Origin of the sequence: Streptomyces sp. NPDC006332, from assembly GCF_040612855.1 — a bacterium.
Taxonomy (GTDB): domain Bacteria; phylum Actinomycetota; class Actinomycetes; order Streptomycetales; family Streptomycetaceae; genus Streptomyces.
On the sequence record NZ_JBEXRA010000005.1, the window covers coordinates 139663 to 161690 of the forward strand.

The window sequence follows — 22028 nt, forward strand, 5'->3', positions numbered from 1 at the left end:
TCCCTGGTCCGCGCGGTCCTACGGTGGTGAAGTGCGGGTGGGTGCGGTGCGTCGGCCGCCGGGGCCTGCTCCGGGCCCCGGCGGCCGGGTCGTCAGGCGCGTACGGGCTCCTCCTCACGCGCCTTCCGCTCCGCCTCAAGCGCCTCCGGCAGCGCCATGTAGCGGCCCGTGAGGCCGGCCACCAGCAGGCCGACCAGCACGACGATGTAGACCCAGGTGAGCGCGTTGCCCCAGCGGACGTCGTCGGCGTAGATGCCGAGCGCGGCCATCGACAGGATGCTGAGGGTGACGTCGGTGAGGAAGCCGGCCCGCATCCGGTGCAGGTCGTGCTCCCACAGGGCCTGCCAGGCGCCGGCACCGAAGGCGAAGAACCAGGCGCCGAGCATCCGGGCGTCCAGCGGGTCCAGCTGCCAGGCCCAGTGGTCGCCGACGGCCTCGGGGGCGATCCACAGGGCGAAGGCGAGGCCCCACAGGACGGCGCCCATGATCGCGGTCGGGATACTGACGTCGGCCCTCATCGGGGCCGGGCCACGCGGGTCGGCGACCTTGGGGCCGGTGTTGTGGACCTTGTATACGAGGAAGCAGGTCACCTGGAACACCGCCAGCGAGGCCAGCCACAGCCAGGCGAAGGCACGGGCGAGCGCCGGGCCCTCGGTGAAGTGGAGCTGGTCGGCGTACACACCGGCCAGGACCAGCGCGGACAGCAGCAGGGTGATGGGGGCGAAGACGGTGCCGCGGGCGCTCGTCCAGTCCTTCTCCGGCAGAGTCAGCAGGAACATCGTGCAGGCGCCCGCGTAACCGGCGCCCAGCGCGGCGGCGCTCAGCGAGTTACCGGTCTCCCAGGCGAAGAAGTCGCCGGTGCGGGAGCTGAGGAAGTACAGCGGGACGAAGGAGAGCGCGCAGTGGATGAGCACCGGCCAGAAGAACAGGCTGCGCAGCCAGGGGTGGACGGGCCGGGCGATCCTCTCCTCGGCGCTTTCGGCACGGATCGGTTCGACGGTGGTTGCCATGGAAGAGGTCACCTCGTGACGGTGGGAGGGGTGGACGGGGCGGCGGAGCTGTCGGGACGGAGCAGACGCAGGGTCAGCTGGGCCTTGCGCGCGAGGTCGACCCACGACGCGTAGCTGAACCCGAGCCGGTAGTCGCCCGAGGAGGGGGAGTTGATGCGGTCGAGCGGGACGAGTTCGCCCCGGGCCAGCTGCTCCAGCTGGGTCAGCAGACGCTCGTAGGTGGGGGCGGTGAGGAAGCCGGTGCCGGGGTCGTCGGGCGACGCGGCGACGGGCTGCGCGCTCGTCTCGCGCTCCTCCGGTACGGCGGGCTCGTCGTCGTCGACGATGGAGTCGTCCCGGCGGATGCGCAGCGAGTAGCCCCAACCGCTCTCGATCTGCGGGAGTTTGACCCGGACCAGGTCCAGCCGGGCGGCGTCCTCGTTCTCCTGGGCGGCCGCCTCGGCCCGCATCCGGGCGATCACCTCGACCGAGCGGATCGCGCCGTCGGCGCCGTAGAAGAAGGGGACGCCGGGCCGGGCGACCGGGATGTCGGCGTCGGCGCAGCCGACCCCGTCGATCACCGCTAGGACCTTCTCGTCCTCGGTGACCTTGTCGAGCGGCTTGACGACCAGGAAGGCGGCGCCCTCGGCGGGCGTCAGCCCGTCGATGTCGTGGCCGGCCTCCTTGAGCCTGCGCTCGAAGAGGTGGGTGAACTCCGGGGTGAGGTTGGCGTGCACGCCGCCGACGAGGGCGACGTCGCACTCCCCCTGTTCCAGGTTGCGCTTGGCGAGGCCGAGGGCGGTGCCGAAGGAGCACAGGTCGTCGTCGATGACGACACCCGGGCCGCGCAGGTCGAAGATGTTCTGGATGCGGCCCGCGGTGATGTTGTCCATGTAGCCGGGCAGCGCGTTCTCCCGGGTGAGCGGGATGTAGCGGTGCACCTCACGGGTGTAGCTCTCGACCAGCTCGGCGCGGGTCTTCTCGTCGAGCGCCCGGTACTCCGGTACGTCCTCCAGCGCCCGCTCGAACTCCACCAGGCGGATCCGGAAGTTGCGGGTCAGGCCGGATTCGAGGCCGCAGGTCGCGCCGACGAAGACACCCGCGTTGACCCGGTCGGCGGCGGGCGCCCCGTACTCCTCGAGGGCCTGCCCGGCCGCCATCACCGACAGCAGCTGCGCCCGGTCCAGGTCCTCCAGGACGTTTGGCGGGATGCGGTACGTCTTCCACGGGAAGTCCAGGTCGGTGACGACTCCGCCGCGCCAGGTGCCCTCGGGGTCGTAGATCGCGGCGGCGTCCGGGTGCCAGCGGTCCGCGGGGAAGCCGGTGACGCCGGCGCCCGGTGCCCGCTCGCCGACCAGGCCCTCGGTGTCCCGGGAGAACGGGGCGACGCAGCCGATGCCGAGCACCGCGAGCGGGGCGTTGGCCGTGGAGCGGCTGCTGTCGGTGTGGCCCTGCTGCTCCAGGGCGGCGTCGGCGTGGTGCACGGGGTCGTACTGCTCCACGATGACGCTGGTGTTGACGCCGCCGAACCCGAAGGCGTTGGTCAGCGCCCGGCGCGGCCGGCACTCCTCGGGCGTCTGCCACGGCTCGGAGGCGACCGGCACCCGGAACGGTGAGCCGTCCAGCTTCATCGCCTCGGGGGCCCGGGTGAAGGCGTGGGTGGGCGGCACGGTCTCGTGCTGGAAGGCGAGCAGGATCTTCAGCAGGTTGGCCATGCCGGCCGCCGAGAAGGTGTGCCCGATCTGGGCCTTGACCGAGCCGAGCCGGATGGAACCGGGCTCAGCTCCGGAATCCGCGTACAACTGCTGGAGGGAGCTGACCTCGACGAGGTCGCCGGTGGAGGTGGCGGTGGCGTGGGTCTCGATGTAGTCGAGCTCCCCCGGCTGCGCGTCGGCGAGTTCCAGGGCGCGGCGCATGGCGGCGACCTGGCCGCGTGAGGACGGGGCGTAGATCGCCTTGCCCTTGCCGTCGCAGCGGGTGGCGACGCCGCGGATCACTCCGGCGATGGTGTCGCCGTCGCGGACCGCGTCGCTGAGCCGCTTCAGCAGGACGGTGCCGGAGCCCTCGCCGTTGATCAGGCCGCTGGCGCCCTCGTCGAGCGGGGTGGAGCGGGTGGCTGACAGGCCGCCGATCTTGGCGAAGCAGACGTTGCCGGTGATGTTCATGTTGCCCTGCACACCGGTCGCCAGGACCATGTCGTGGCTGCCGTCCTGGAGGTACTTGACGGCGGTGTCGATCACGGTGAGCCCGGAGGCGCAGGCCGCGTCGCCGATCGCCGCCGGACCGGGCAGCCCGATCACCCGGGCGACCGCCTTGGCGACGCTGACCTGGAAGACGTGCGCGGCGGGCCCGGAGTCGGCGTCGTACAGGCGGTTCTTCACCGCGGCCGGGAAGCCGTTCTCCAGGGCCGTCTGCTGCCCGCTCTCCAGCGCCTGGAAGGCCTCGCTGCCTCGCAGGTGGTGCAGTACCTCGGTGGCGCGGAAGGTGAGCGAGGACTCCATGACCTGTTCGTCGCCCAGCATGTTGCCGACGAACAGCGCGGTGTCGGTGGTGCTCAGCCGGCTCGGGCTGTACCCGGACATCCTCAGGGTCTGCAGGACGGTGTCGAGCACCATCAGCTGGGTGCGGTTGAGTTCGCCGACGGCCTCCCGGCCGATCCGGGTCAGTTCCTCCAGGCCGGACGGGCCGGCGTAGTCGTCGAGGAAGCCGCCCCAGCGGCAGTACGTCTTGTCGACGACACCTTTGTCCTCGTTGTGGTAGTCCTCCCAGTTCCAGCGGTGTTTCGGCGGCGAGTCGATGCCGATCCGGCCGCCCAGGATGTTCTGCCAGAACGTGTCGGCGTCGTACGAGTTCGGTGGGAAGACGCAGCCGTATCCCACCACGGCGATCGGGTCGAAGCCCTCGAAGTCAGTCCCAGGCACGGAGCTGCCCTTTCTGCTGGTGGCCGTCCGGCGGCCGGGGGGCCACGGAGGCGATGGCGAAGATGTGGTCGGTGACCCGGCCGTAGCGGACGGCGACCCGGTGACCCGGGTCCGCCCCCGCGGGGAGGGTGATGTCGAAAACGCCGGCGCCGGTGTCGGCCGAGCGCAGCCGGGCGGTTCCCCAGCCGTACGCGAAGCCGATGCCGTACGCCTTGAGCAGTGCTTCCTTGACCACCCACAGCGCGGTACCGCGGTGGCCGGAGTCGAAGGCCTGGAACGCGGTCTCGGCCAGGGCGACCTCGTGGTCGGTGAAGACGGTGCGCCGCAGCGCGGGGCTGAAGCTGCGCAGCGGTTCCACGTCGACGCCGACCCGGCCGCCGTGGGCCAGGGCGCACACCGCGAACCGGAGGGTGTGCGCGAGCGATATGTCCGTGACGTGCCGGCCGACGGTTCCGGCCAACTCGGGTGTACGGGAGGACAGTTCGGGTTTGCCCGCCCGGCCGCCCGGCTTGTTGCCGAGGACGGCGAGTTCGCTGGGTGTGACGGGCAGTCCGGCCCGTTCCAGGGCCAGACACACCAGCCGCTTGGCCGCGACCCTCCCGGCCAGCCACTCCACCCGCCGTTTCGGTACGGCGATGCGGGTGAGGACCGGGAGTTCGGCCGGAGCCAGGTAGTGCGCCCGGTAGGCCGCGGGGGCCGCCTCGTAGTCCCCGCGGACCTGCGCGATGGGGAGCCACTCGATGGTCACGGCGCCGCCCCCGGGCAGCGGGGTCCCGCTGCCCGGCAGGGCGGTCTCAGTCCAGGAGACGCGTATCGCCCTCATCACGCCCCACCTGTGTCACGACTAGGTCCTGGATCTCGCACAGCGGGTGGCCCGCCGCGTCGAGGATCCGGGTGCTGATGCGCAGGTCTCCGGGTTTTCCTCCTTGATCGGGTCCGACGGGCGCGACGGTCGAGTCGGTGTGCACGGTCTCGCCGGGCAGCGGCACGCGGTGGAAGCGCATCGCCGCGATGGAGACCGGCACCACATGGCTGCCGAGGTGGTGGTACGCCCACAGCAGGGTGGAGCGCCAGGCGTTGTCGATGACGATGGGCAGGGTCCGCAGCCGGGGTGTCGGGGCGGCGGAGAACAGTCCGCGGCCGGCGTCGACCACGATCTCGCTCACCATCCGCCCGTCCTCGATGTCCCCGACGAACCCGATCCGCCGGACTTGCCGGAAGCGCGGGCCGAAGGTGATCTGCCGGGCGGCCCGTTCGTAGAACCGGTCGATGTCCAACTCGGTGGATTTCTCGACGAGTTCGGCGAGTTCCGGGTCGGGTGCCGGCACGTCGCCCGGGCGCGGTGGCTGTGCTGCGAAGACGTAGGTGCCGCGTGAGTGCACCCGGTCGGCCTCCAGGACCCGGCCGTCGGCGGTGACCAGGTCGGAGCGGATCTCGGCGCGGATCCGGCGAGTGCCGTCCGCCTCCGCTTTTGATTCCGTTTCCGTTTCCGCTTCCGCCTCGAAGCGCAGGTCGAGGGGGAAGTTCGGCAGGTGTTTGACGAACTTCAGGAACTCGATGTTCTCCGCCGCGACGACCGTGTGCCCGGGGACCAGGAGCCCGGACGCCTGCACCTGGCCCTCGATGTGCAGCACCCCGGGGAAGGTGCCCGCTCCCTTGACCCGGTGGTCGTCGAGGTAGCGGTCGGCCCGGGGATCGAGCCGTTTGACGGCCCGCACCCTGGTGTCGGTCACCTCCGACACGCGGTCGAGCAGGGGCAGTTCGACACGGTCCCGGACGCTGCCGTCGGGGCCGAGGGGGACGGCGACCTGGGTGTGCGTGGCGTCCATCGACGCGTCCTGGCCGCCGTAGCTGTTCTTGCCGATCTCGCCGAAGACCAGCACCTCGGGGTCGTCGCCGCCCTGGAAGACCTCCCGGGCGAAGTGCTGCACACCCTCCTCGACGCCCAGGTAGCGCAGTCCGCGCACCTCCTCCTGGACCTTCCGTACCGCCTCTGTGGCGGCCATGCCGACGTCGGCCCAGCCGGTCCAGCACAGGGTGAAGACCCGCATGTCGGGGTTGCGGCGGGCGAGCAGCGCGGAGAGCTTGGAGACGAGGTCGGCGCCGGCCGTGTAGTCGACCTGGCCGTCCATGCCGAAGCGGCCGAGGAAGGACCCGAAGAAGCCGAAGAACTTCAGCTGGTCGTGCTTGACGGCGTGCCAGAGGTGGTGGGAGCCGTCGGCCTTGACCCGGACCACGTGCCGGGCGTGGTCCAGGGACTTCTTCGGCACGGTGGCGACCGAGTCGAGACCGGCGGCGTGCACGACACCGTCGATCCGCCCGTACCGCTGCCGTACCGCGTCCATCGCCGCGGTGACCTGCTCGCCGTCGGAGACGTCACAGACCTCGTACACCGACAGCGGGTTGACGGCGTGCAGTTCCTTGATGTTCCGGTACAGCTCACGGGCGTTGGCGAGGGCCGCGAACTGCTTCTTCGCCTCGACCGGGGTGATGGCCGGGTTCTTCTTCTTGGCCTGCGGGAACCAGCCCTTGCCCAGGCGGGCGAAGGCCTCGTCGTCCAGCGCCATCCAGTCCTCGGTGCCCTCCGCCGGGCGGGTGCGGCCGAGGATGACGACGCGCACGCCCTCCAGCCGGGCGAGTTCCTTCGCGCATTCGTACGTGATCCCGCGCGAGCCCCCGGAGAAGACGACGACGCTGCCCGGGTCGAGACGCAGGGGTTGTTGCCGTTCGTTGGTCGTGATCTCGTGCGGGATAACTTGGACGATCTTGCGCAGTCCCCGGACGTGACCCACCTCGACGGTGCGTTCCGCGTCGGTGGTGATCTCCGCGAGCAGGATGTCCGCCGTGCCGGCCGCGTCGCCCTCGGTGAAGTCGACGACCTTGACGCGGGTGTCCGGGAGTTCGAGGTCGAGGCTCTTGGCGAAGCCCGCGGTGAGGCCGCCCAGGGGGTCCATCGCTCCGTCGGACTCCAGGCCGAACACCCCGCCGACCGCGGTGGCCGCGAAGTAGCCGCCGTCCGCGCCGGTCTGCGTGAGGTCGGCGAAGTAGGCCTTGGCGGCGAGCAGGTTGACGGTGAAGTGCTGGTCGGCGGCAGAGCTCCAGTCGGCGGCGGGCCGGTCGAAGGAGGTGGTCGCGGCGACCGGGTCGGGGCCGGGGCCGTAGGGGTGCAGGTTGACGACGACCTGGACTCCGCTGTCGGTACGGGCTGTTGCCAGTGCCTGGGCCAGCGAATCGGGGTCGGTGAAGTCGGCGCGTGCGGTGGGCCAGTCGTCGGGGACGGCTGCCTGCTCCGGTGCGACGACGTACGGCCGTGCGCCGCGCTCGGTGAGGCGTGGGAGCACCTCACGGGCGAGGGCCGTGTCCTGTCCGGTGATCACCACGACCGCCTTGCCGTCCAGGGAGAACGGTGTGGCGTCGGGGTGGTCGAGAGGGCTCTCGACCGCGAGGGGGACGTACCGTCCGGCGATGCGGTCGATCGTGCGCTCCAGGACAGGCGGCAGCACCGGCCGAGCGGGTGCCGCCTCGGGTATGTGGCTGTCGTCGGTGCCGTCGCCGCCCGTGCCGGCGGTGCTGCCGCCGCGCGGGCTGCGTCCGGTGGCGGCCTGGAGACCGGCGACGAACTCGGCGATCCGGTTGAGGGTGTTCAACGCCGACGAGTCGACGTCCTCCACCACCGGAAGCCCCAACACCTCCCGCACCTCACCGAGGATCTCCGCCTGCTTCACGGAGTCGATCCCCAGATCCGCCTCCAGATCCAGATCCGCCTCCAGCAAGTCAGCCGGATAACCCGTCTTGGCCTCCGCCACCTCCCACACCACACGCTCCGCCTCGGCCAACTCAGCGGCCGTCGCCTGCGCGGGCTCTTCCGGTACGGGGGTTTCCTGTACGGGGCTTTCCTGTACGGCGCTTTGCTGAGCCGCTGCCGCCGGTGCGGGCCGGGTGGCGGCCTGGAGGCCGGCGACGAACTCGGCGATCCGGTTGAGGGTGTTCAACGCCGACGAGTCCACGTCCTCCACCACCGGAAGCCCCAACACCTCCCGCACCTCACCGAGGATCTCCGCCTGCTTCACCGAGTCGATCCCCAGATCCGCCTCCAGATCCAGATCCGCCTCCAGCAAATCGGCCGGATAACCCGTCTTGGCCTCCGCCACCTCCCACACCACACGCTCCGCCTGGGCCAGGTCCTCCGCCGTCGCCTCAGCGGGCTCGGCGGACTGGACGGACGCGGCGGACTGGACGGGCTCGGCGGACGCGGCGGACTGGATCGCCTCCGCGGCCCCCGAGGCCTCCTGGACCGTGGCGGACACGGGCCCCGCGGCGGTCTCCCGGCCCGTCGCGACAGGAGTGCCGGTGCCAGCACCGTCACCGGTGCCGGTGCCGGTGCCACGGGACGCGTCCGCCAGCTGGTCGAGCAGATGGCCGAGCGGGGCGTCCGCCTCGGTGGAGACGGTCGTGTCCGTCAGGCCCAGGTGCGCGGCGAGCGCGGCCGCCAGCTCCTCGCGGACCCGGGTACTCAGCCCGAGGCCCGCGCCCATCAGCTGGGCGGGGTCGAGGAGTCGTACCGGATAACCGGTGTAGCGGGCGGCGACCTTGAGGAGCTCCTCGCGCAGGTGCGCGGTGGTCGGGACGCTCTCGGCGGCCGGCTCCTGCGCGACGGCCGTCAGCTCCTCGGTCTCGCCGCCGGTCAGTCCGTGCACCTCGGCGAAGGCACTGAAGCGGCGCATGCTCTCCACCGCGCCCAGCGACTGGATGTTGGTCGGGGTGACCAGGGCTTCCTTGTCGGAGTCGGCGAGGATCCGCTCGGTCAGCCCGGACAGGATCGACTTGGGACCGACCTCGACGAAGCTGTTGTGGCCGTCCGCGTGCAGCCGGCCGACCAGCGCCTGGAAACTGAACGGCGTGACCAGCTGACGGGCGAGCAGCAGCGGCAGGTCCTGGACGTCCTGCTCGGTGTAGTAGTCGCCGATCACCGTGGACAGCACGGGGATCTTCGGGGCGTGCCAGTCGAGCGCGGCGAGGGTCCGCTCCAGATGCGGTACGGCCTCCTCCAGGAGGTCGGAGTGGAAGCCGTGCGAGACCCTGAGCCGGGTGGCCTTGATACCGCGTTCGCTGCACAGCGCGGCGGCCCTGTCGATGGCCTCGGAGTCACCCGAGAGCACCGTCTGGTCGGGCGAGTTGGTGAGGCTCTGGACGAGGTAGCCGTTGCCGCCCCCGCGCAGCAACAGCAGCAGTCGGGAGAGCTGTTCGCGGCTGCGGTCGCTGTCGGTCTGCAGGCTCAGCATCCCGCCGCGCCGGGCCTCGGGGATGACCTTGACGGCCACGCCCCGCCCGTACACCGCGCGGACGCCGTCCTCCAGGGAGAGCGCCCCGGCCGCGACGAGGGCGCTGATCTCGCCCAGGCTGTGCCCGATGTGGGTCTCTGCGGTGATGCCCTGGCTCTCCAGCAGCCGGTGCGCGACCATGCTGCCGGCGAAGATCGCGGGCTGCATGACGACCGGGTCCTGGAGTTCCTTCGCCAGGTCGTTGCCGCCGGAGCTGAACATCCGGCTGGTCAGGGTGTGCCCGGCCAGCGAGCGGTAGGTCTCGTCGATCCGCTCGAACGTCTCCGCGGCGACCGGGTTCTCGGCGGCGAGGTCGGCGAACATGTCGGGGTACTGCGCCCCGTGGCCGGGGAACAGGAAGGCGGTGCGCAGGTCGGCACCCGTGGTGCCCAGGTAGACACCCTGGGCCTGGAGGGCCCGTCGGCTGGCGGCGGAGATCTTCTCCCCGCTGCGGGCTTCGGTCGGTGTGATGGTCACTTTTCTCTACGTCCCCTCAGGCCAGTACGTTGTGCCGCCGGGCGGCGTCAGCGAGCAGTTCGACGGCGCGGTCCACGTCCTCGGTGGTCATGGCGGCGGTGACGGTCGCCCGGAAGCGGGCGCGGCCCTTGGGCACCGCCGGGAAGATCGCGCCGGAGATGTAGAGGCCGTCCGCCATCAGTTCCTTGGACATGCGCAGCGCGGCGATGTCGTCACCGACGAGGATCGGGATGACGGGCGTGACGCTGCCCAGCACCTCGAAGCCGGCGCGGATGAGCCCGGAGCGGAAGCGCATGGTGTTCTCCCAGAGCTTCTCGGTGCGCCACGGTTCGCGGCGCATCAGCTCCAGGGCCTTGAGCACGCCGGCCACGGTCGGCGCGGGCAGGCTCGCGTTGAACATGTAGGCGTGCGCCGAGTGGCGCAGGAACTCGACGATGTCGTGGCTGGCGGTGACGAATCCGCCCACCCCGCCGAGGGTCTTGCTGAAGGTGCCCATCGTGATGTCGGGGATGATCCCGTAGTGCTCCCCGGCGCCCCGTCCGTTCTCGCCGAGGAATCCGGTGCCGTGGGCCTCGTCGACCATCAGCATCGCGCCGTACTGCTCGGTGAGCCGGTGGATGTCGTCCAGCGGCGCGATCTCGCCGTCCATGGAGTAGACGCCGTCGACGACCACGAACTTCTTCTTGGCGTCGGCGTTGCGCTTGAGGACGTACTCCAGTTTCTCCATGGAGTTGTGGGCGAAGATCTTCACGGCGCCCTCGGCCAGCCGGCAGCCGTCGAGGATGCTCATGTGGTTGATCTGGTCGGTGATGACGATCGTGTCGCTGTCGCACAGCGCGGAGATCGTGCCGAGGTTGGCCATGTATCCCGAGCTGTAGGTGATGGCCGCCTCGGTGCCCATCCAGTCGGCGAGCTTCTCCTCCAGCTCCAGGTGGAGCACGGTGGTGCCGTTGTTCAGGCGGGCGCCGCAGGCTCCCGAACCGTAGGTGTCCAGGGCGTCCTTGACCGCCTTGTTGATCTCCGGGTGTCCGGCCAGACCGAGGTAGTTGCCGCTGGTCAGCATGATGACCTCGCGGTGGTCTATCTCCGACCGGCCGCCGGGAGCGGCGGTGAAGGGCATTTCGAAGGTGTAGAAGCCGCTGTCCTTGAGGTCCCGGATCCGGTCGTTGACGGACGCGAGGGTCCGGGCGTACTCATCCGTGATCATTAGTGATTTCCCCTCTCGGTGCGTCGCGCGCCACCTCCGGCCGAGCCGGACGGGCGGGGCGACCGTCACCCGACAGAGGGCCCGAATCGGCGTACGGATACCGGCCGTACGAGCCGTTCCACTCCCACCCGCCGGGCCGCTACCCCGGATGCAGAGCCCGGCGACCGGGGGTCCAGTGGCCTGCGACTCGCTTATGGGACAAGGGAGTTCAACAGGTCCCTACGGGGAGGACCGAAGGAGGTTGACGTGGCCGGTACGACGACCGTCCGGGCTCAAGTGCCCGAGTCCGCCGTTCAGTTGGTGGAAGCCTGCCGCGCGGGCGATCAGACGGCCTGGGGGCGCCTCATCCAGAGGTTCCGCCCGATCGTCTGGACGGTCGCCCGTTCGCACGGGCTGCGCCCCGCCGACTGCGAGGACGTCTGCCAGGTCACCTGGCTGCGCGTCATCGAGAACATCGGCGCGCTCAACGACCCGTCCAGGCTCGGCGCCTGGATCGTCACCACGGCTCGCCGTGAGGCGCTCAAGGTGTCGGGCAACGGCGTCAAGTACCACCTGGTCGACGACCTCTCGGAGTTCACCCACGAGACCGGGCACCACCAGGCCACTCCGGAAGAGACCGTCCTCAGCAGGGCGGAGGGCGATCTCGCCCGGAAGGCCATCCGGCATCTGCCGGCTCAGCACCAGGCTCTGCTGGGACTGCTGCTCCGCGATCCCCCCATGAGCTACGACGCGATCAGCGCGGCTCTCGCCATGCCGCGCGGCTCCATCGGCCCCACCCGCAACCGCATTCTCCGGCAAGCCAGGGATTTCCTGCGCGACATGTGAGAGGACGAACCATGAGTGCCCAGACACAGGGCCATCCCGTCCGTACGTTCGTCATCGCCGCCGTGGCGATGTTCATCACCTCCCTCGACAACCTCGTCGTCACCACCGCGCTGCCCGCGATCCGTGACGACCTCAACGCAGGGCTCGACGAACTGGAGTGGACGGTCAACGCGTTCACCCTGACGTTCGCCGTCTTCCTGATGACGGGCTCCGCACTGGGCGACCGCTTCGGCCGTCGCCGACTGTTCATGATCGGTACCGCGATCTTCACCCTGGCCTCGGCCGGGGCCGCCATGTCGGACACGGCGAACGAGCTGATCCTCGCGCGCGCCGTGCAGGGCATCGGCGGAGCGATCGTCGTCCCGCTGACCCTGACCCTTCTCTCCGCGGCCGTACCGCCCGCCAAGCGCGGTGCCGCGCTGGGCGCCTGGGGCGCGGTCGCCGGTCTCGCGATCGCGCTCGGCCCGGTGGTCGGCGGCGCGATCGTGGAGGGCGCGTCCTGGCAGTGGATCTTCTGGGTCAACGTGCCGCTCGGCCTCGTCCTGCTCCCCCTGTCCAAGATCTGGCTCGCCGAGAGCCGGGGCGCCAGCGCCAAGCTCGACCTGGTCGGCACGGCTCTGCTCAGCCTCGGTCTGTTCGGTGTGGTTCTCGGCCTTGTCCGGGGTGGCGCCATCGGCTGGACCTCGGGCGAGGTGCTGGCCGGCTTCGTCGCGGGCGGCGCGCTGATCCTGGCCTTCCTGGCCTGGGAGAACCGCGTCGAGCACCCGATGCTGCCGCTGAGCCTGTTCAGCGGCCGGGCGTTCTCGATGACCAACCTGGCCTCGGTCCTGATGTACTTCGGCATGTTCGGCGCGATCTTCCTGGTGGCGCAGTTCCTCCAGACTGCCCAGGGCTACTCGCCGCTGGAGGCGGGCCTGCGCACCCTCCCCTGGACGGCGATGCCGATGCTGGTGGCCCCGGTGGCCGGCGTCCTGTCGGACCGCCTCGGCGGCCGCACCATCCTCGCGATCGGCTTCGTCCTCCAGTCCATCGGCCTGGGCTGGTTCGCCCTGGTCGCCACCCCGACCGTCGGCTACGGCTCCCTGGTGGCCCCCTTCGCCATCCTCGGCGTCGGCATGTCCCTGTTCTACGCCCCCGTCGTCAACATGGTCTTCTCCTCGGTCCGCCGCGACCAGGAGGGCATCGCGTCCGGCGTGAACAACGCGGGCCGTGAACTGGGCGGCGTGCTGGGCGTGGCCGTCCTGGCGGCGGTGTTCGCGGCGCAGGGCGGCTACGAGACCCCGCAGCACTTCGTCGACGGCATGATCCCCGCGGTGTGGGTCGGCGCGGCGGTGGTCCTGGCCGCGGCGGTCGCGTCGATGCTGATCCCGAGCGGGCTTCGGCCGGTGGGTGCGGCGGCGGAGGCGGCAGAAGCCGCGGCGGCCGCCGCGACGACCGACGCCAAGCGGGCCGTCCCGGAGACCGGCGGCAAGGCGTCGCAGGTCACGGTGGCGTCCTGAACGGCGCCCGCCGACGGGGGTTGAGTTCTTGAGCCGCGTCGGGCGCGCCCATGGCTACGTGCCGCAGGGCACGCCCGGCGGGCTCCTGAACACTCACCCGCACCTCGCTCGTCCGGGGGGTCCCCGCCGACCACCCACCACAGGGGCCCGCGGCTCCCCGAGCCCCGCGCCCACCCGAGCCGGGCGGCCGGCCCACATCCCCCGGGGGCCGGCCGCCCACGCACAACCCCTGCCCCAGGCCCCTCCCCCTCCCCCTGCCCTCTGTCGAAAGCGCACGTTCCTTTCCCGATCGGAGAATCCTGTGTCAGCAGACTCGATGTCCGTAGAAGAGAGCCTGTGGAAAGTCGTCTCGGGCTCACCGACCCCGGAGGAACTGGCGGCCGTGACCGTCGTCCTCTCAATGCTCTTCCGTCAGGCCGAGACCGACGCGGCACCCCCCGCCCCCGTCATCCCGCTCGCCCGCTGGAGGCACGCCACCGCCCCGCGCACCGCGGGTTCCTGGCGCGCGCCGGAGCGCATCGCTTCGTAGCCGTGGGTTGGTCTCTTCTGGATAATCCGCATCAGATCGAACTGCCCTACGCTGGCAGGCATGACCGCCATGACGCCCGCGCGCACCGAACCGGATCTGTCGTTCCTCCTCGACCACACCAGTCACGTCCTGCGCAGCAAGATGTCCGCCGCCCTCGCCGAGATCGGCCTGACCGCCCGGATGCATTGCGTGCTCGTGCACGCCCTGGAGGAGGAGCGCACCCAGATCCAGCTCGCCGAGATCGGCGACATGGACAAGACCACGATGGTGGTGACGGTGGACGCCCTGGAGGAGGCCGGTCTGGCCGAGCGCCGCCCGTCCAGTACGGACCGGCGCGCCCGGATCATCGCCGTCACCGACGAGGGGGCCCGCGTCGCCGAACAGAGCCAGAAGATCGTCGACCGCGTGCACCGCGACGCCCTGGCCGCGCTTCCCGGCAAGGACAGGGATGTCCTCTTGCGAGCCCTGAACCACCTGGTCGGAGACAGCCTGGCGAACCCTGTCGAGACCCCACGCACCGCCCGCCGGGCGCGCCAGTCCAGGTGATCGAGGACGCGAACCCCAAAGTAAGACCGAAAAAAATAGTCTGCAACAAAACCATCTGTTACGGTCTCTCCTGTCGCCCCAACTGACAGGAGAGACCGCATGCTTGCCGAATCCGGCGCCGCGCCATCCCCCGCTTCTTCCGCCGCTCCTCGTTCACCCGCCGCCCCTCGTTCACGCCGGCTCGCCCTGGGAGTCATCGCCACGGGGATGCTGATGATCGTCCTCGACGGCTCCATCGTCACCGTGGCGATGCCGGCCATCCAGAACGACGTGGGGTTCACCCCCGCAGGCCTCAGCTGGGTCGTCAACGCCTACCTCATCGCATTCGGCAGCCTGCTCCTCCTGGCCGGCCGGCTCGGCGACCTGATCGGCCGCAGGCGCATGTTCCTGGCCGGTACCACCGCCTTCACCGCGGCCTCGCTGCTGGCCGGCGTGGCCACCTCGCCCGCCGTACTGATCGCCGCTCGCTTCCTCCAGGGCATCGGCAGCGCGATGGCCTCCGCCGTCGGCCTGGGCATCCTCGTGACGCTGTTCACCGAGCCCAGGGAACGCGCCAGGGCCATCGCCGTCTTCAGCTTCACCGGTGCGGCGGGCGCGTCCATCGGCCAGGTCCTCGGCGGCGTACTCACCGACGCGCTCACCTGGCACTGGATCTTCTTCATCAACCTGCCGATCGGCATCGCCGTCCTCGCGATCGCCCTACGCGTCCTGCCCCGTGACGTCGGCCTGGGCCTCAAAGCGGGCGCGGACGTATTCGGCGCTGTGGTGGTCACGGCCGGTCTAATGCTCGGCATCTACACCGTCGTGAAGGTCGAGGCATACGGCTGGACCTCGGGCCGCACCCTCGGCTTCGGCGCCCTCGCCGCCGTACTGCTCGCCGCGTTCCTCGTCCGTCAGGCCACCGCGAGGAACCCCCTGATGCCGCTGCGGATCCTCCGCTCGCGCAGCGTCTCGGCCGCCAACCTGGTGCAGATCCTGATGGTCGCGGCGCTCTTCTCCTTCCAGATCCTCGTCGCCCTGTACCTCCAGAAGGTGCTCGGATACGGCGCCGCCGAGACCGGCCTCGCGATGCTCCCGGCAGCCGCCGTCATCGGTGCCGTCTCCCTGGCAGCCTCCGCCCCTCTCAACGCCCGCTTCGGTGAACGCAACGTCCTGCTGGCGGGCATCGCGCTCCTCGTCGGCGTCCTCGCCCTCCTCGCCCGCGTTCCCGTACAGGCCGGTTACGCCGTCGACCTCCTCCCCGTCATGCTGCTCGCCGGGGGCTTCGGCCTCGCGCTGCCGGCGCTGACGACACTCGGTATGTCCGGCGCGAACGAGGAGGACGCCGGTCTCGCGTCCGGCCTGTTCAACACCACCCAGCAGATCGGCATGGCCCTGGGCGTCGCGGTTCTCTCCACCCTGGCCGCCTCCCGCACCGAGCGCCTCACGGCGGACGGCCGGACGGCAGCCGAAGCACTGACCGGCGGCTACCGGCTCGCCTTCGCGGTGGGCGCGGGTCTCCTCGTCACCGCCTTCACCGTCGCCCTCACGATGCTGCGCCGCCCCGAGCGCCAGACCGCCGAGGAGCCTGCCGTCGACACGCAGGCTCCCACCCACGCCGCCGCCGTCTGACCCTGAAAGGTTGATCCCCGTGAGCGAGAACACCGCCACCGAAACGACCACAGGCACCACCGGCACCACCGGCACCACCGGTGTCACCGGCACTACCGGCACCACAAAGAACGACGGCCCGGCCCCCCGGACGCTCACCGACCAGGAGCTCTCCCAGTTACTGCGGCAGCAGCAGTTCGGCGTACTCGCGAGCGTCAGGAGCACCGGCCACCCGCACCTGTCGACCGTCCTCTACGACTGGAACGCCGAGGAACGCGTCCTACGCGTCTCCTCCACCGCCGACCGCCTCAAGGTCCGCCAACTGCGCCGCGACCCGCACACCTCACTGCACGTCAGCGGCCCGGACGTCTGGTCGTTCGCGGTGGCGGAGGGCGTGGCGCAGATAGTCGACCCGGCCGACGGCGCGGCCCCCGGCGAGCAGCCGCTGCCCGACCGGCGCGTGGTGATCCAGATCCGAGTGTCCCGCCTGTACGGGACCGCCCTGGACATCCCTGCCCAGGACTGAGAAATCAGGGTGCACGCACTGCCGCACCTCACAGCACTAGGACGCGCTCGGAGCCGGATTCGCCGGGCCCACGCCACGCAACGACTGAATGGTCCCACCCAGCTTGGGACGCAGCCGCTCCAGCACCTCCGGCTTGGCGCCCACGGCCCACTGCGGGCCGACCAGGTACTTGCCCCCGTACACGGAAGCAGCATCAAGCCAGGTCAGCTTGAGCTTCTCCTCGGGGAAGGTGGTGATGCGGTAGTTCCCCTGCTTGGTCTTGCACTGCCCCTCGCGCAGCTCGTCCGCCTCGATACGGATCTCGACCTTGCACCCGGTCAGAGCGGCGATCACCTCGACCTTGGCGGGCGCGACGACACCGGCCACGGGAGCGGAGGACCGTTCAGACGCCTTGGCATCCGCCGCCTTACCCCCCTCGGCACCCCCGCACGCCGCGATCAACGGCAGCAGAGCCAGCCCCCCGACCAGCGCGGCACCCCGCGTCAACAGCCGGGCATGGTCCACTGCGAGGCCGCCCCGCCCTCGCTGCGACTGCTGTGGCACGTCCCTCTCCGTATCCGGTCGACACCGCTACGGGAAGGGGTACGGGCGAGCGGCGGCAAGTGTTCACCCGTGCCCGCGCTCAGGGGCGATCACCCGGCCGCTCGCCGCCATGTAGAACGAGTAGTACGGTAGAGGCATGAGTGACAACGCGGAGGTACCGCTGAGGGAGCTCAACCAGCAGACCTCGCGGGTCCTGGCCCGTGTGGCGGCCGGGGAGACAGTGACCATCACCAAGGACGGCGTACCCATAGGGGACATCGTGCCCCGCGGTGCGCTGACGGGCCGGCCCGCCTACCCGTTCCGGACCGACCCCATGGGCGAGCTGGATCTTCCGGACCTGGGCGGCCCCGTACTGGACGACGACGAGATCGAGGCGACGCTGCGCGGTATGGGCGCAGCCGCCGACGACGCGGGGACCGATGGCTGACATTCCGGTCGCCATCGCCGACACAAACGCCCTGTACCGGCTGTTCACACCCAAGGACCCCCGCCACGTGGCCCACCGCGAAGCCCTGGCCCGCACAGGCCACCTCGTGGTGTCCTCCATGGTGCTCGCCGAGCTCGACTCTCTGCTGACCACGAGGATCGGCCCCGTGGCGGCCATGAACGCGCTTGACTTCATCGCCGGACAGGCGGAGGCCCGCCGGTTCGAGATCCCCGACACCGCACCACATCTCCGGAGCGCCATGGCCGTGATGCGGGGGTACGCAGACGCGGACGGCGGAGCGGGCGTGGGGCTCGCCGACGCCATGAACGTGGCCCTGGCCTCGGCCTTCCAGACGGCGGACATCTTCACCACGGACAGCCACTTCCGCATGATGCGACCACTCACGGGCCAGCCCGCCTTTCGGCTGCTCCCCGATGATCTGTGACGCCTCCCCACGAGCCTCCAGGCGGTCCGGTCCGGTCCGGGCAGAAACAGCGCCCCGTCCACCCCGGAGACGACCAGGCCGCGCTCACTCCGCGTCCGCGACGACCGACCCCACCCGCTCGGCCAGCCCCGGGTCGCGTCGGACCAGGAGGGTCGCGTAGCAGACGGCGGCGACGAGGGTGGCCAGGGCCGCGTACGGGAACCAGCTGTACGGGGCGGGCTGGCCGGGCTTGGCGAGGTAGTACAGGGGGACCAGGACGGCGAGGGCGCCGACCGCGGGCAGCGCCACGTGCCGCACGATCCGGAACTCCTGCGGCCGGTACCTGCGGTAGTACAGCGGCAGCGCGATGTTGGACGCGAGGTAGACCAGCAGGATCAGGATGGCGCCCAAACTGGAGGACTCGGCGAAGAAGACCACTGGGTTCATCTGACCCCCGTCCCCGAGCAGATGCCCCAGACCCCAGCCCGCGATGATCAGCAGCGCGGTGACGGTGAAGGTGACGATCGCGTTGTTCGGCGTACGGCGGGTGGGGTGGACGTACCCGAAGAAGGACGGCAACAGCCCCTCGCGTCCGGCGTTGAATACCAGCCTGGCCTGGGAGTTGATGCCCGCGATCAGCACGCCGAGGGTGGAGGTCAGGCCGCCGACGTAGGCGAGGATCGCCAGCGCCCCGAGGGTGTGCCGCGCGACGTCGACGAACGGGATCGGGGAGTCGCCGAGCCGCTGCACGTCGTAGCCGAAACCGGTCACCGTGGCGTAGGAGAAGAGGATGTAGCTGACCGTCATGATCGCGACGGAGGAGAACACGGCACGGCCGACGTTGCGCCGCGGGTTCTCCGTCTCCTCGGCCAGTGCCGCCGAGTTCTCCCAGCCGATGAACAGGTACACGGCCAGCGGGAAGCCCGCCGCGAGGCCCTTGACGCCGTGGGTGAGGTGGGAGGGCAGGAACGGGGCCACCGAGAGGTTGCCCCGGTGCTCGACGATCGCCGCGACCGAGACCACGACCAGCACCAGCATCTCCACGCCGAAGAAGTAGCCGGCCCACTTGGTGGACACCACGATCCCGCGCAGCATCAGCACCACCGCCAGCCCGGTCAGCAGCAGCGTCCAGAGGATCCACGGCAGGTCGACGCCGGTGTAGTGGTGCAGGGTGATCTGCATGAACCCGCCCGAGATCGCGATGACGGAGGCCATCGCGATGATGTAGCCGAGTCCGGCGAGCAGAGCCGTGGTCACCGCGCTGACCGGGCCGAAAGTCTTGCCCACGAAGGTGGTGAAGCTGCCCGCCGAGGGGTGCGCACGGGAGAACTCGGCCAGCGTGTTGCCGAACAACGCGACCGCAACCCCCGCCGCCACGATGGTCAGCGGTGACGCGACGCCCGCCGTGGTGGCCAGAAACGCGAAACCGAAGAAGAAGCTCATGGCCGGGCCGACGTTGGCCATCGTGGCGGCGGCGATGTCCGCCATGCCGAGGACGCCACCGCGCAGCCGCTCGGGCGCGCCGCCGACGGGGCCCGGCGTCGACGACGGTCCGAGAGGTCCGGGGTCAGACATGGCGACAGCTCCTTCTGGAAGAGCGTTTTGAGAGGCGGCGGCCTTGAGAGGAACGAGGAGGGAGGGGAGGGGACGGGAGGGAGGGGACGGGGAGGGTCAGTCCGGCGTACCGGCATGCCGGTGCGCTTTCACCGCCCGTACCGCCGGGTCCATCGCTCCCCGGGCCAGTTCGTCGAGCAGGTCGGCGTGGCAGCGGTTACGGGCCCGTACCACCGCGGGGTCGGGAGCGGGCCGCAGCAGACACTGCTTGCCGAGCAGGTCGGCGGCGAACTCCCGGATCCCGGCGCCGCCGAGCGCCTGAGCCAGGTCGAGGTGGAAGCGGATCTCCAGTTCGAGCAGTCGTGCCGGGTCGTCGGCCAGGTCCATCTCCTCGACCAGTGCCCGCAGCCCGTCGAGTCGGCCCTCCGGGAGCTCACCCGCGGTGTGCGCCACCAGCCCGCACTCGATCAGCAGATGGAAGGCGTCCAGTGAGTCCGCCTCGTCGGTGTCGTGCAGCACGGCGACGACCGCGTCCCAGTCCGCCGCGACGAAGGTGCCGCCCGCCCGGCCGCGACGCCGGTCGAGCAGGCCGTCCTGGCACATGGCCTCCAGCGCGCGGCGCACGGTGATCTCACTGATCCCGAGCTCCTCGGCGAGAACACCCGCGTCCGGGAGCCGGTCCCCCGGCGACACGGCCCTCAGCCGCACCCGCAGGGCGATCCGGGACCGGACGAGTTCCGCTCCCGTGGGGCCCCGACCGGCCAGGACACGCGTGTCCCAGGGGCCGCCGACCGGCGCGGGCCGCGCGGGAACCGGCTGGTTGTAGGGGCCGAACTTGCCCGCTGCATTCACCACGACGCCACCCTAACGGCCTGCGAAAAGAGGGCAGGGCGCACAAAGTGGGCAGGGCCCACGGCGACGGCGTCCGCACGGAGGGTTCTCGCGACGGCGCCGCCCTGGCGGGCGCGGTGTGGTGCATGGGGGCTCCGCGGGGGAGTGGGACCGGACGGAACCCGAAAAATAGAGCAAGATGAACAGTTAAACAAGACTGTTCTTTCTGATCGTACTGAACTAATTTCCAGACGTCCCTGGTCCCGCCCTCCCCACTCCCACTCCCCTACGGATGTCGAGATGACCACACGTCCCCCTGCCCCAGCCCCCTCCGCCACGGATCCGCAGGCCACCCCTGCGGCCGACCCCGGCCTGAAGGCCGGCCTGAAGAGCCGCCACCTGTCGATGATCGCGATCGGCGGCGTCATCGGCGCCGGCCTGTTCGTCGGCTCCGGTTCCGGCATCGCCGCCGCGGGCCCCGGCATCCTCATCTCCTACGCGCTCGTCGGCGTCCTCGTCGTCCTCGTGATGCGGATGCTCGGCGAGATGGCCGCGGCCAACCCCACCTCCGGTTCGTTCTCCGCCTACGCGGACCGCGCCCTCGGCAGCTGGGCCGGCTTCACCATCGGCTGGCTGTACTGGTTCTTCTGGGTCGTGGTGCTCGCCGTGGAGGCGACCGCCGGCGCCAAGATCCTCGCGGGCTGGATCCCCGCCGTCCCGCAATGGGGCTGGGCCCTGATCGTCATGATCGTCCTCACCGCCACCAACCTGGTCTCGGTCAGCTCCTACGGCGAGTTCGAGTTCTGGTTCGCCGGCATCAAGGTCGTCGCCATCGCCGCGTTCATCGTGATCGGCGGCCTCGCCCTCTTCGGTCTGCTGCCCGGCTCCGACCACCCCGCCAGCGGCTTCACCAACCTCACCGCACACGGCGGCTTCCTGCCGAACGGGCCCGGCGCCATCCTCACCGGCGTCCTGATGGTCGTCTTCTCCTTCATGGGCAGCGAGATCGTCACCCTGGCGGCGGGCGAGACCGCCGACCCGCGGGGCGCAGTCACCAAGGCCACCAACAGCGTGATCTGGCGGATCGCGGTGTTCTACCTGGGCTCGATCCTGGTCGTGGTGTCGCTGCTGCGCTGGGACGACCCGGCCATCCTCAAGGACGGCTCGTACGTCGCCGCCCTCAGCTCCATCGGCATCCCGCACGCCGCGCAGATCATGAACACCATCGTGCTGACCTCCGTGCTGTCCTGTCTCAACTCCGGCCTGTACACCGCCTCACGCATGGCCTTCTCCCTCGGCCGCCGCAGCGACGCCCCCGCCGCCTTCGGCCAGACCACGAACCGCGGCGTCCCCCGCGCGGCCATCCTCGCCTCAGTCGTCTTCGGCTTCGTCGCCGTCGCCTTCAACTACCTCTGGCCGGACACCGTCTTCCAGTTCCTCCTCAACGCCTCCGGCGCGATCGCCCTGTTCGTCTGGCTGGTGATCTGCTTCTCCCAGCTGCGCATGCGCAAGATCATCGAACGCGAGTCCCCGGAGAAGCTGGTCGTCCGGATGTGGCTCTACCCGTACCTGACCTGGGCCACCATCGCCCTCATCACCTTCGTCCTGGGCTACATGCTGACCGACACGGCCGACGGCGGCGGCCGCGACCAAGTGGTCCTGTCCACCCTGGCGGCCGTCGGCGTGGTGGCCTTCGCGCTGATCCGCGAACGGCTGTCGGGCAAGCACAAGACACAGGACACCGCGCCCCTGTCCTGACTGTCCTGACTCCACCGCACCGGTAAGCCGTTCCGGAAACCAGAAACCGGACCGGCCACCG

Annotated in this window: 17 protein-coding genes; 9 read left to right on the forward strand and 8 right to left on the reverse strand. The window is 70.5% G+C overall.

The window, feature by feature from the left end; all coding sequences use genetic code 11:
• Positions 1–92: 92 nt before the first annotated feature.
• From ABZ027_RS07015 to ABZ027_RS07035, 5 genes are read right to left on the reverse strand one after another with little or no spacing between them, the layout of a single operon-like run.
• Positions 93–1010: a hypothetical protein gene (locus ABZ027_RS07015; RefSeq protein ID WP_356765168.1), complete on the reverse strand. Its 918-nt coding sequence runs from the start codon at positions 1008–1010 to the stop codon at positions 93–95.
• An 8-nt stretch (positions 1011–1018) separates the two neighbouring features.
• Positions 1019–3910 (reverse strand): beta-ketoacyl synthase N-terminal-like domain-containing protein, encoded by a 2892-nt coding sequence (locus tag ABZ027_RS07020; RefSeq protein ID WP_356765170.1) that lies wholly within the window; start codon positions 3908–3910, stop codon positions 1019–1021.
• Positions 3897–4733 (reverse strand): 4'-phosphopantetheinyl transferase superfamily protein, encoded by an 837-nt coding sequence (locus tag ABZ027_RS07025; protein ID WP_356765172.1) that lies wholly within the window; start codon positions 4731–4733, stop codon positions 3897–3899. Before ABZ027_RS07025 ends, ABZ027_RS07020 begins: the two co-directional genes overlap by 14 nt.
• Entirely contained in the window at positions 4705–9708 is a 5004-nt protein-coding gene (locus ABZ027_RS07030; RefSeq protein ID WP_356765174.1) for an SDR family NAD(P)-dependent oxidoreductase, read from the reverse strand. The genes ABZ027_RS07025 and ABZ027_RS07030 overlap by 29 nt, the downstream gene beginning before the upstream one ends.
• 16 nt (positions 9709–9724) lie before the next feature.
• Positions 9725–10915: a pyridoxal phosphate-dependent aminotransferase family protein gene (locus ABZ027_RS07035; RefSeq protein ID WP_356765176.1), complete on the reverse strand. Its 1191-nt coding sequence runs from the start codon at positions 10913–10915 to the stop codon at positions 9725–9727.
• A 246-nt stretch (positions 10916–11161) separates the two neighbouring features.
• Here ABZ027_RS07035 and ABZ027_RS07040 point away from each other — a divergent pair, with 246 nt between their 5' ends.
• The 6 genes from ABZ027_RS07040 (at position 11162) to ABZ027_RS07065 (ending at position 16430) form a co-directional block, all read left to right on the forward strand.
• Complete coding sequence (locus ABZ027_RS07040) at positions 11162–11740, forward strand: sigma-70 family RNA polymerase sigma factor (protein WP_356765178.1); 579 nt, start codon at positions 11162–11164, stop codon at positions 11738–11740.
• A gap of 11 nt (positions 11741–11751) precedes the next feature.
• Positions 11752–13239 (forward strand): DHA2 family efflux MFS transporter permease subunit, encoded by a 1488-nt coding sequence (locus ABZ027_RS07045; RefSeq protein WP_356765180.1) that lies wholly within the window; start codon positions 11752–11754, stop codon positions 13237–13239.
• A 316-nt stretch (positions 13240–13555) separates the two neighbouring features.
• Complete coding sequence (locus tag ABZ027_RS07050) at positions 13556–13768, forward strand: acyl-CoA carboxylase subunit epsilon (protein WP_356765182.1); 213 nt, start codon at positions 13556–13558, stop codon at positions 13766–13768.
• Positions 13769–13828: 60 nt separating this feature from the next.
• Positions 13829–14314: a MarR family winged helix-turn-helix transcriptional regulator gene (locus ABZ027_RS07055; protein ID WP_356765184.1), complete on the forward strand. Its 486-nt coding sequence runs from the start codon at positions 13829–13831 to the stop codon at positions 14312–14314.
• A 99-nt stretch (positions 14315–14413) separates the two neighbouring features.
• Complete coding sequence (locus ABZ027_RS07060; protein WP_356765186.1) at positions 14414–15925, forward strand: MFS transporter; 1512 nt, start codon at positions 14414–14416, stop codon at positions 15923–15925.
• 19 nt (positions 15926–15944) lie between these two features.
• Complete coding sequence (locus ABZ027_RS07065) at positions 15945–16430, forward strand: pyridoxamine 5'-phosphate oxidase family protein (protein ID WP_356765188.1); 486 nt, start codon at positions 15945–15947, stop codon at positions 16428–16430.
• 36 nt (positions 16431–16466) lie between these two features.
• On the opposite strand, the gene ABZ027_RS07070 is transcribed toward ABZ027_RS07065, so the two are convergent.
• Positions 16467–16934 (reverse strand): hypothetical protein, encoded by a 468-nt coding sequence (locus ABZ027_RS07070; RefSeq protein ID WP_356765378.1) that lies wholly within the window; start codon positions 16932–16934, stop codon positions 16467–16469.
• A gap of 175 nt (positions 16935–17109) precedes the next feature.
• Between ABZ027_RS07070 and ABZ027_RS07075 the strand changes: the two genes are divergently transcribed.
• Positions 17110–17400: a type II toxin-antitoxin system prevent-host-death family antitoxin gene (locus tag ABZ027_RS07075; RefSeq protein WP_356765190.1), complete on the forward strand. Its 291-nt coding sequence runs from the start codon at positions 17110–17112 to the stop codon at positions 17398–17400.
• Positions 17393–17845: a PIN domain-containing protein gene (locus tag ABZ027_RS07080; RefSeq protein WP_356765192.1), complete on the forward strand. Its 453-nt coding sequence runs from the start codon at positions 17393–17395 to the stop codon at positions 17843–17845. Before ABZ027_RS07075 ends, ABZ027_RS07080 begins: the two co-directional genes overlap by 8 nt.
• 84 nt (positions 17846–17929) lie before the next feature.
• On the opposite strand, the gene ABZ027_RS07085 is transcribed toward ABZ027_RS07080, so the two are convergent.
• Together ABZ027_RS07085 and ABZ027_RS07090 are read right to left on the reverse strand one after the other, a co-directional pair.
• The gene (locus ABZ027_RS07085; RefSeq protein ID WP_356765194.1) at positions 17930–19399 is read right to left on the reverse strand and encodes an APC family permease; all 1470 of its coding nucleotides are present in this window, start codon (positions 19397–19399) and stop codon (positions 17930–17932) included.
• A 96-nt stretch (positions 19400–19495) separates the two neighbouring features.
• Positions 19496–20233, reverse strand: a complete 738-nt coding sequence (locus ABZ027_RS07090) for an FCD domain-containing protein (protein ID WP_356765196.1) — start codon at positions 20231–20233, stop codon at positions 19496–19498.
• A gap of 276 nt (positions 20234–20509) precedes the next feature.
• Here ABZ027_RS07090 and ABZ027_RS07095 point away from each other — a divergent pair, with 276 nt between their 5' ends.
• Complete coding sequence (locus tag ABZ027_RS07095; RefSeq protein ID WP_356765198.1) at positions 20510–21967, forward strand: amino acid permease; 1458 nt, start codon at positions 20510–20512, stop codon at positions 21965–21967.
• Positions 21968–22028: the final 61 nt, after the last annotated feature.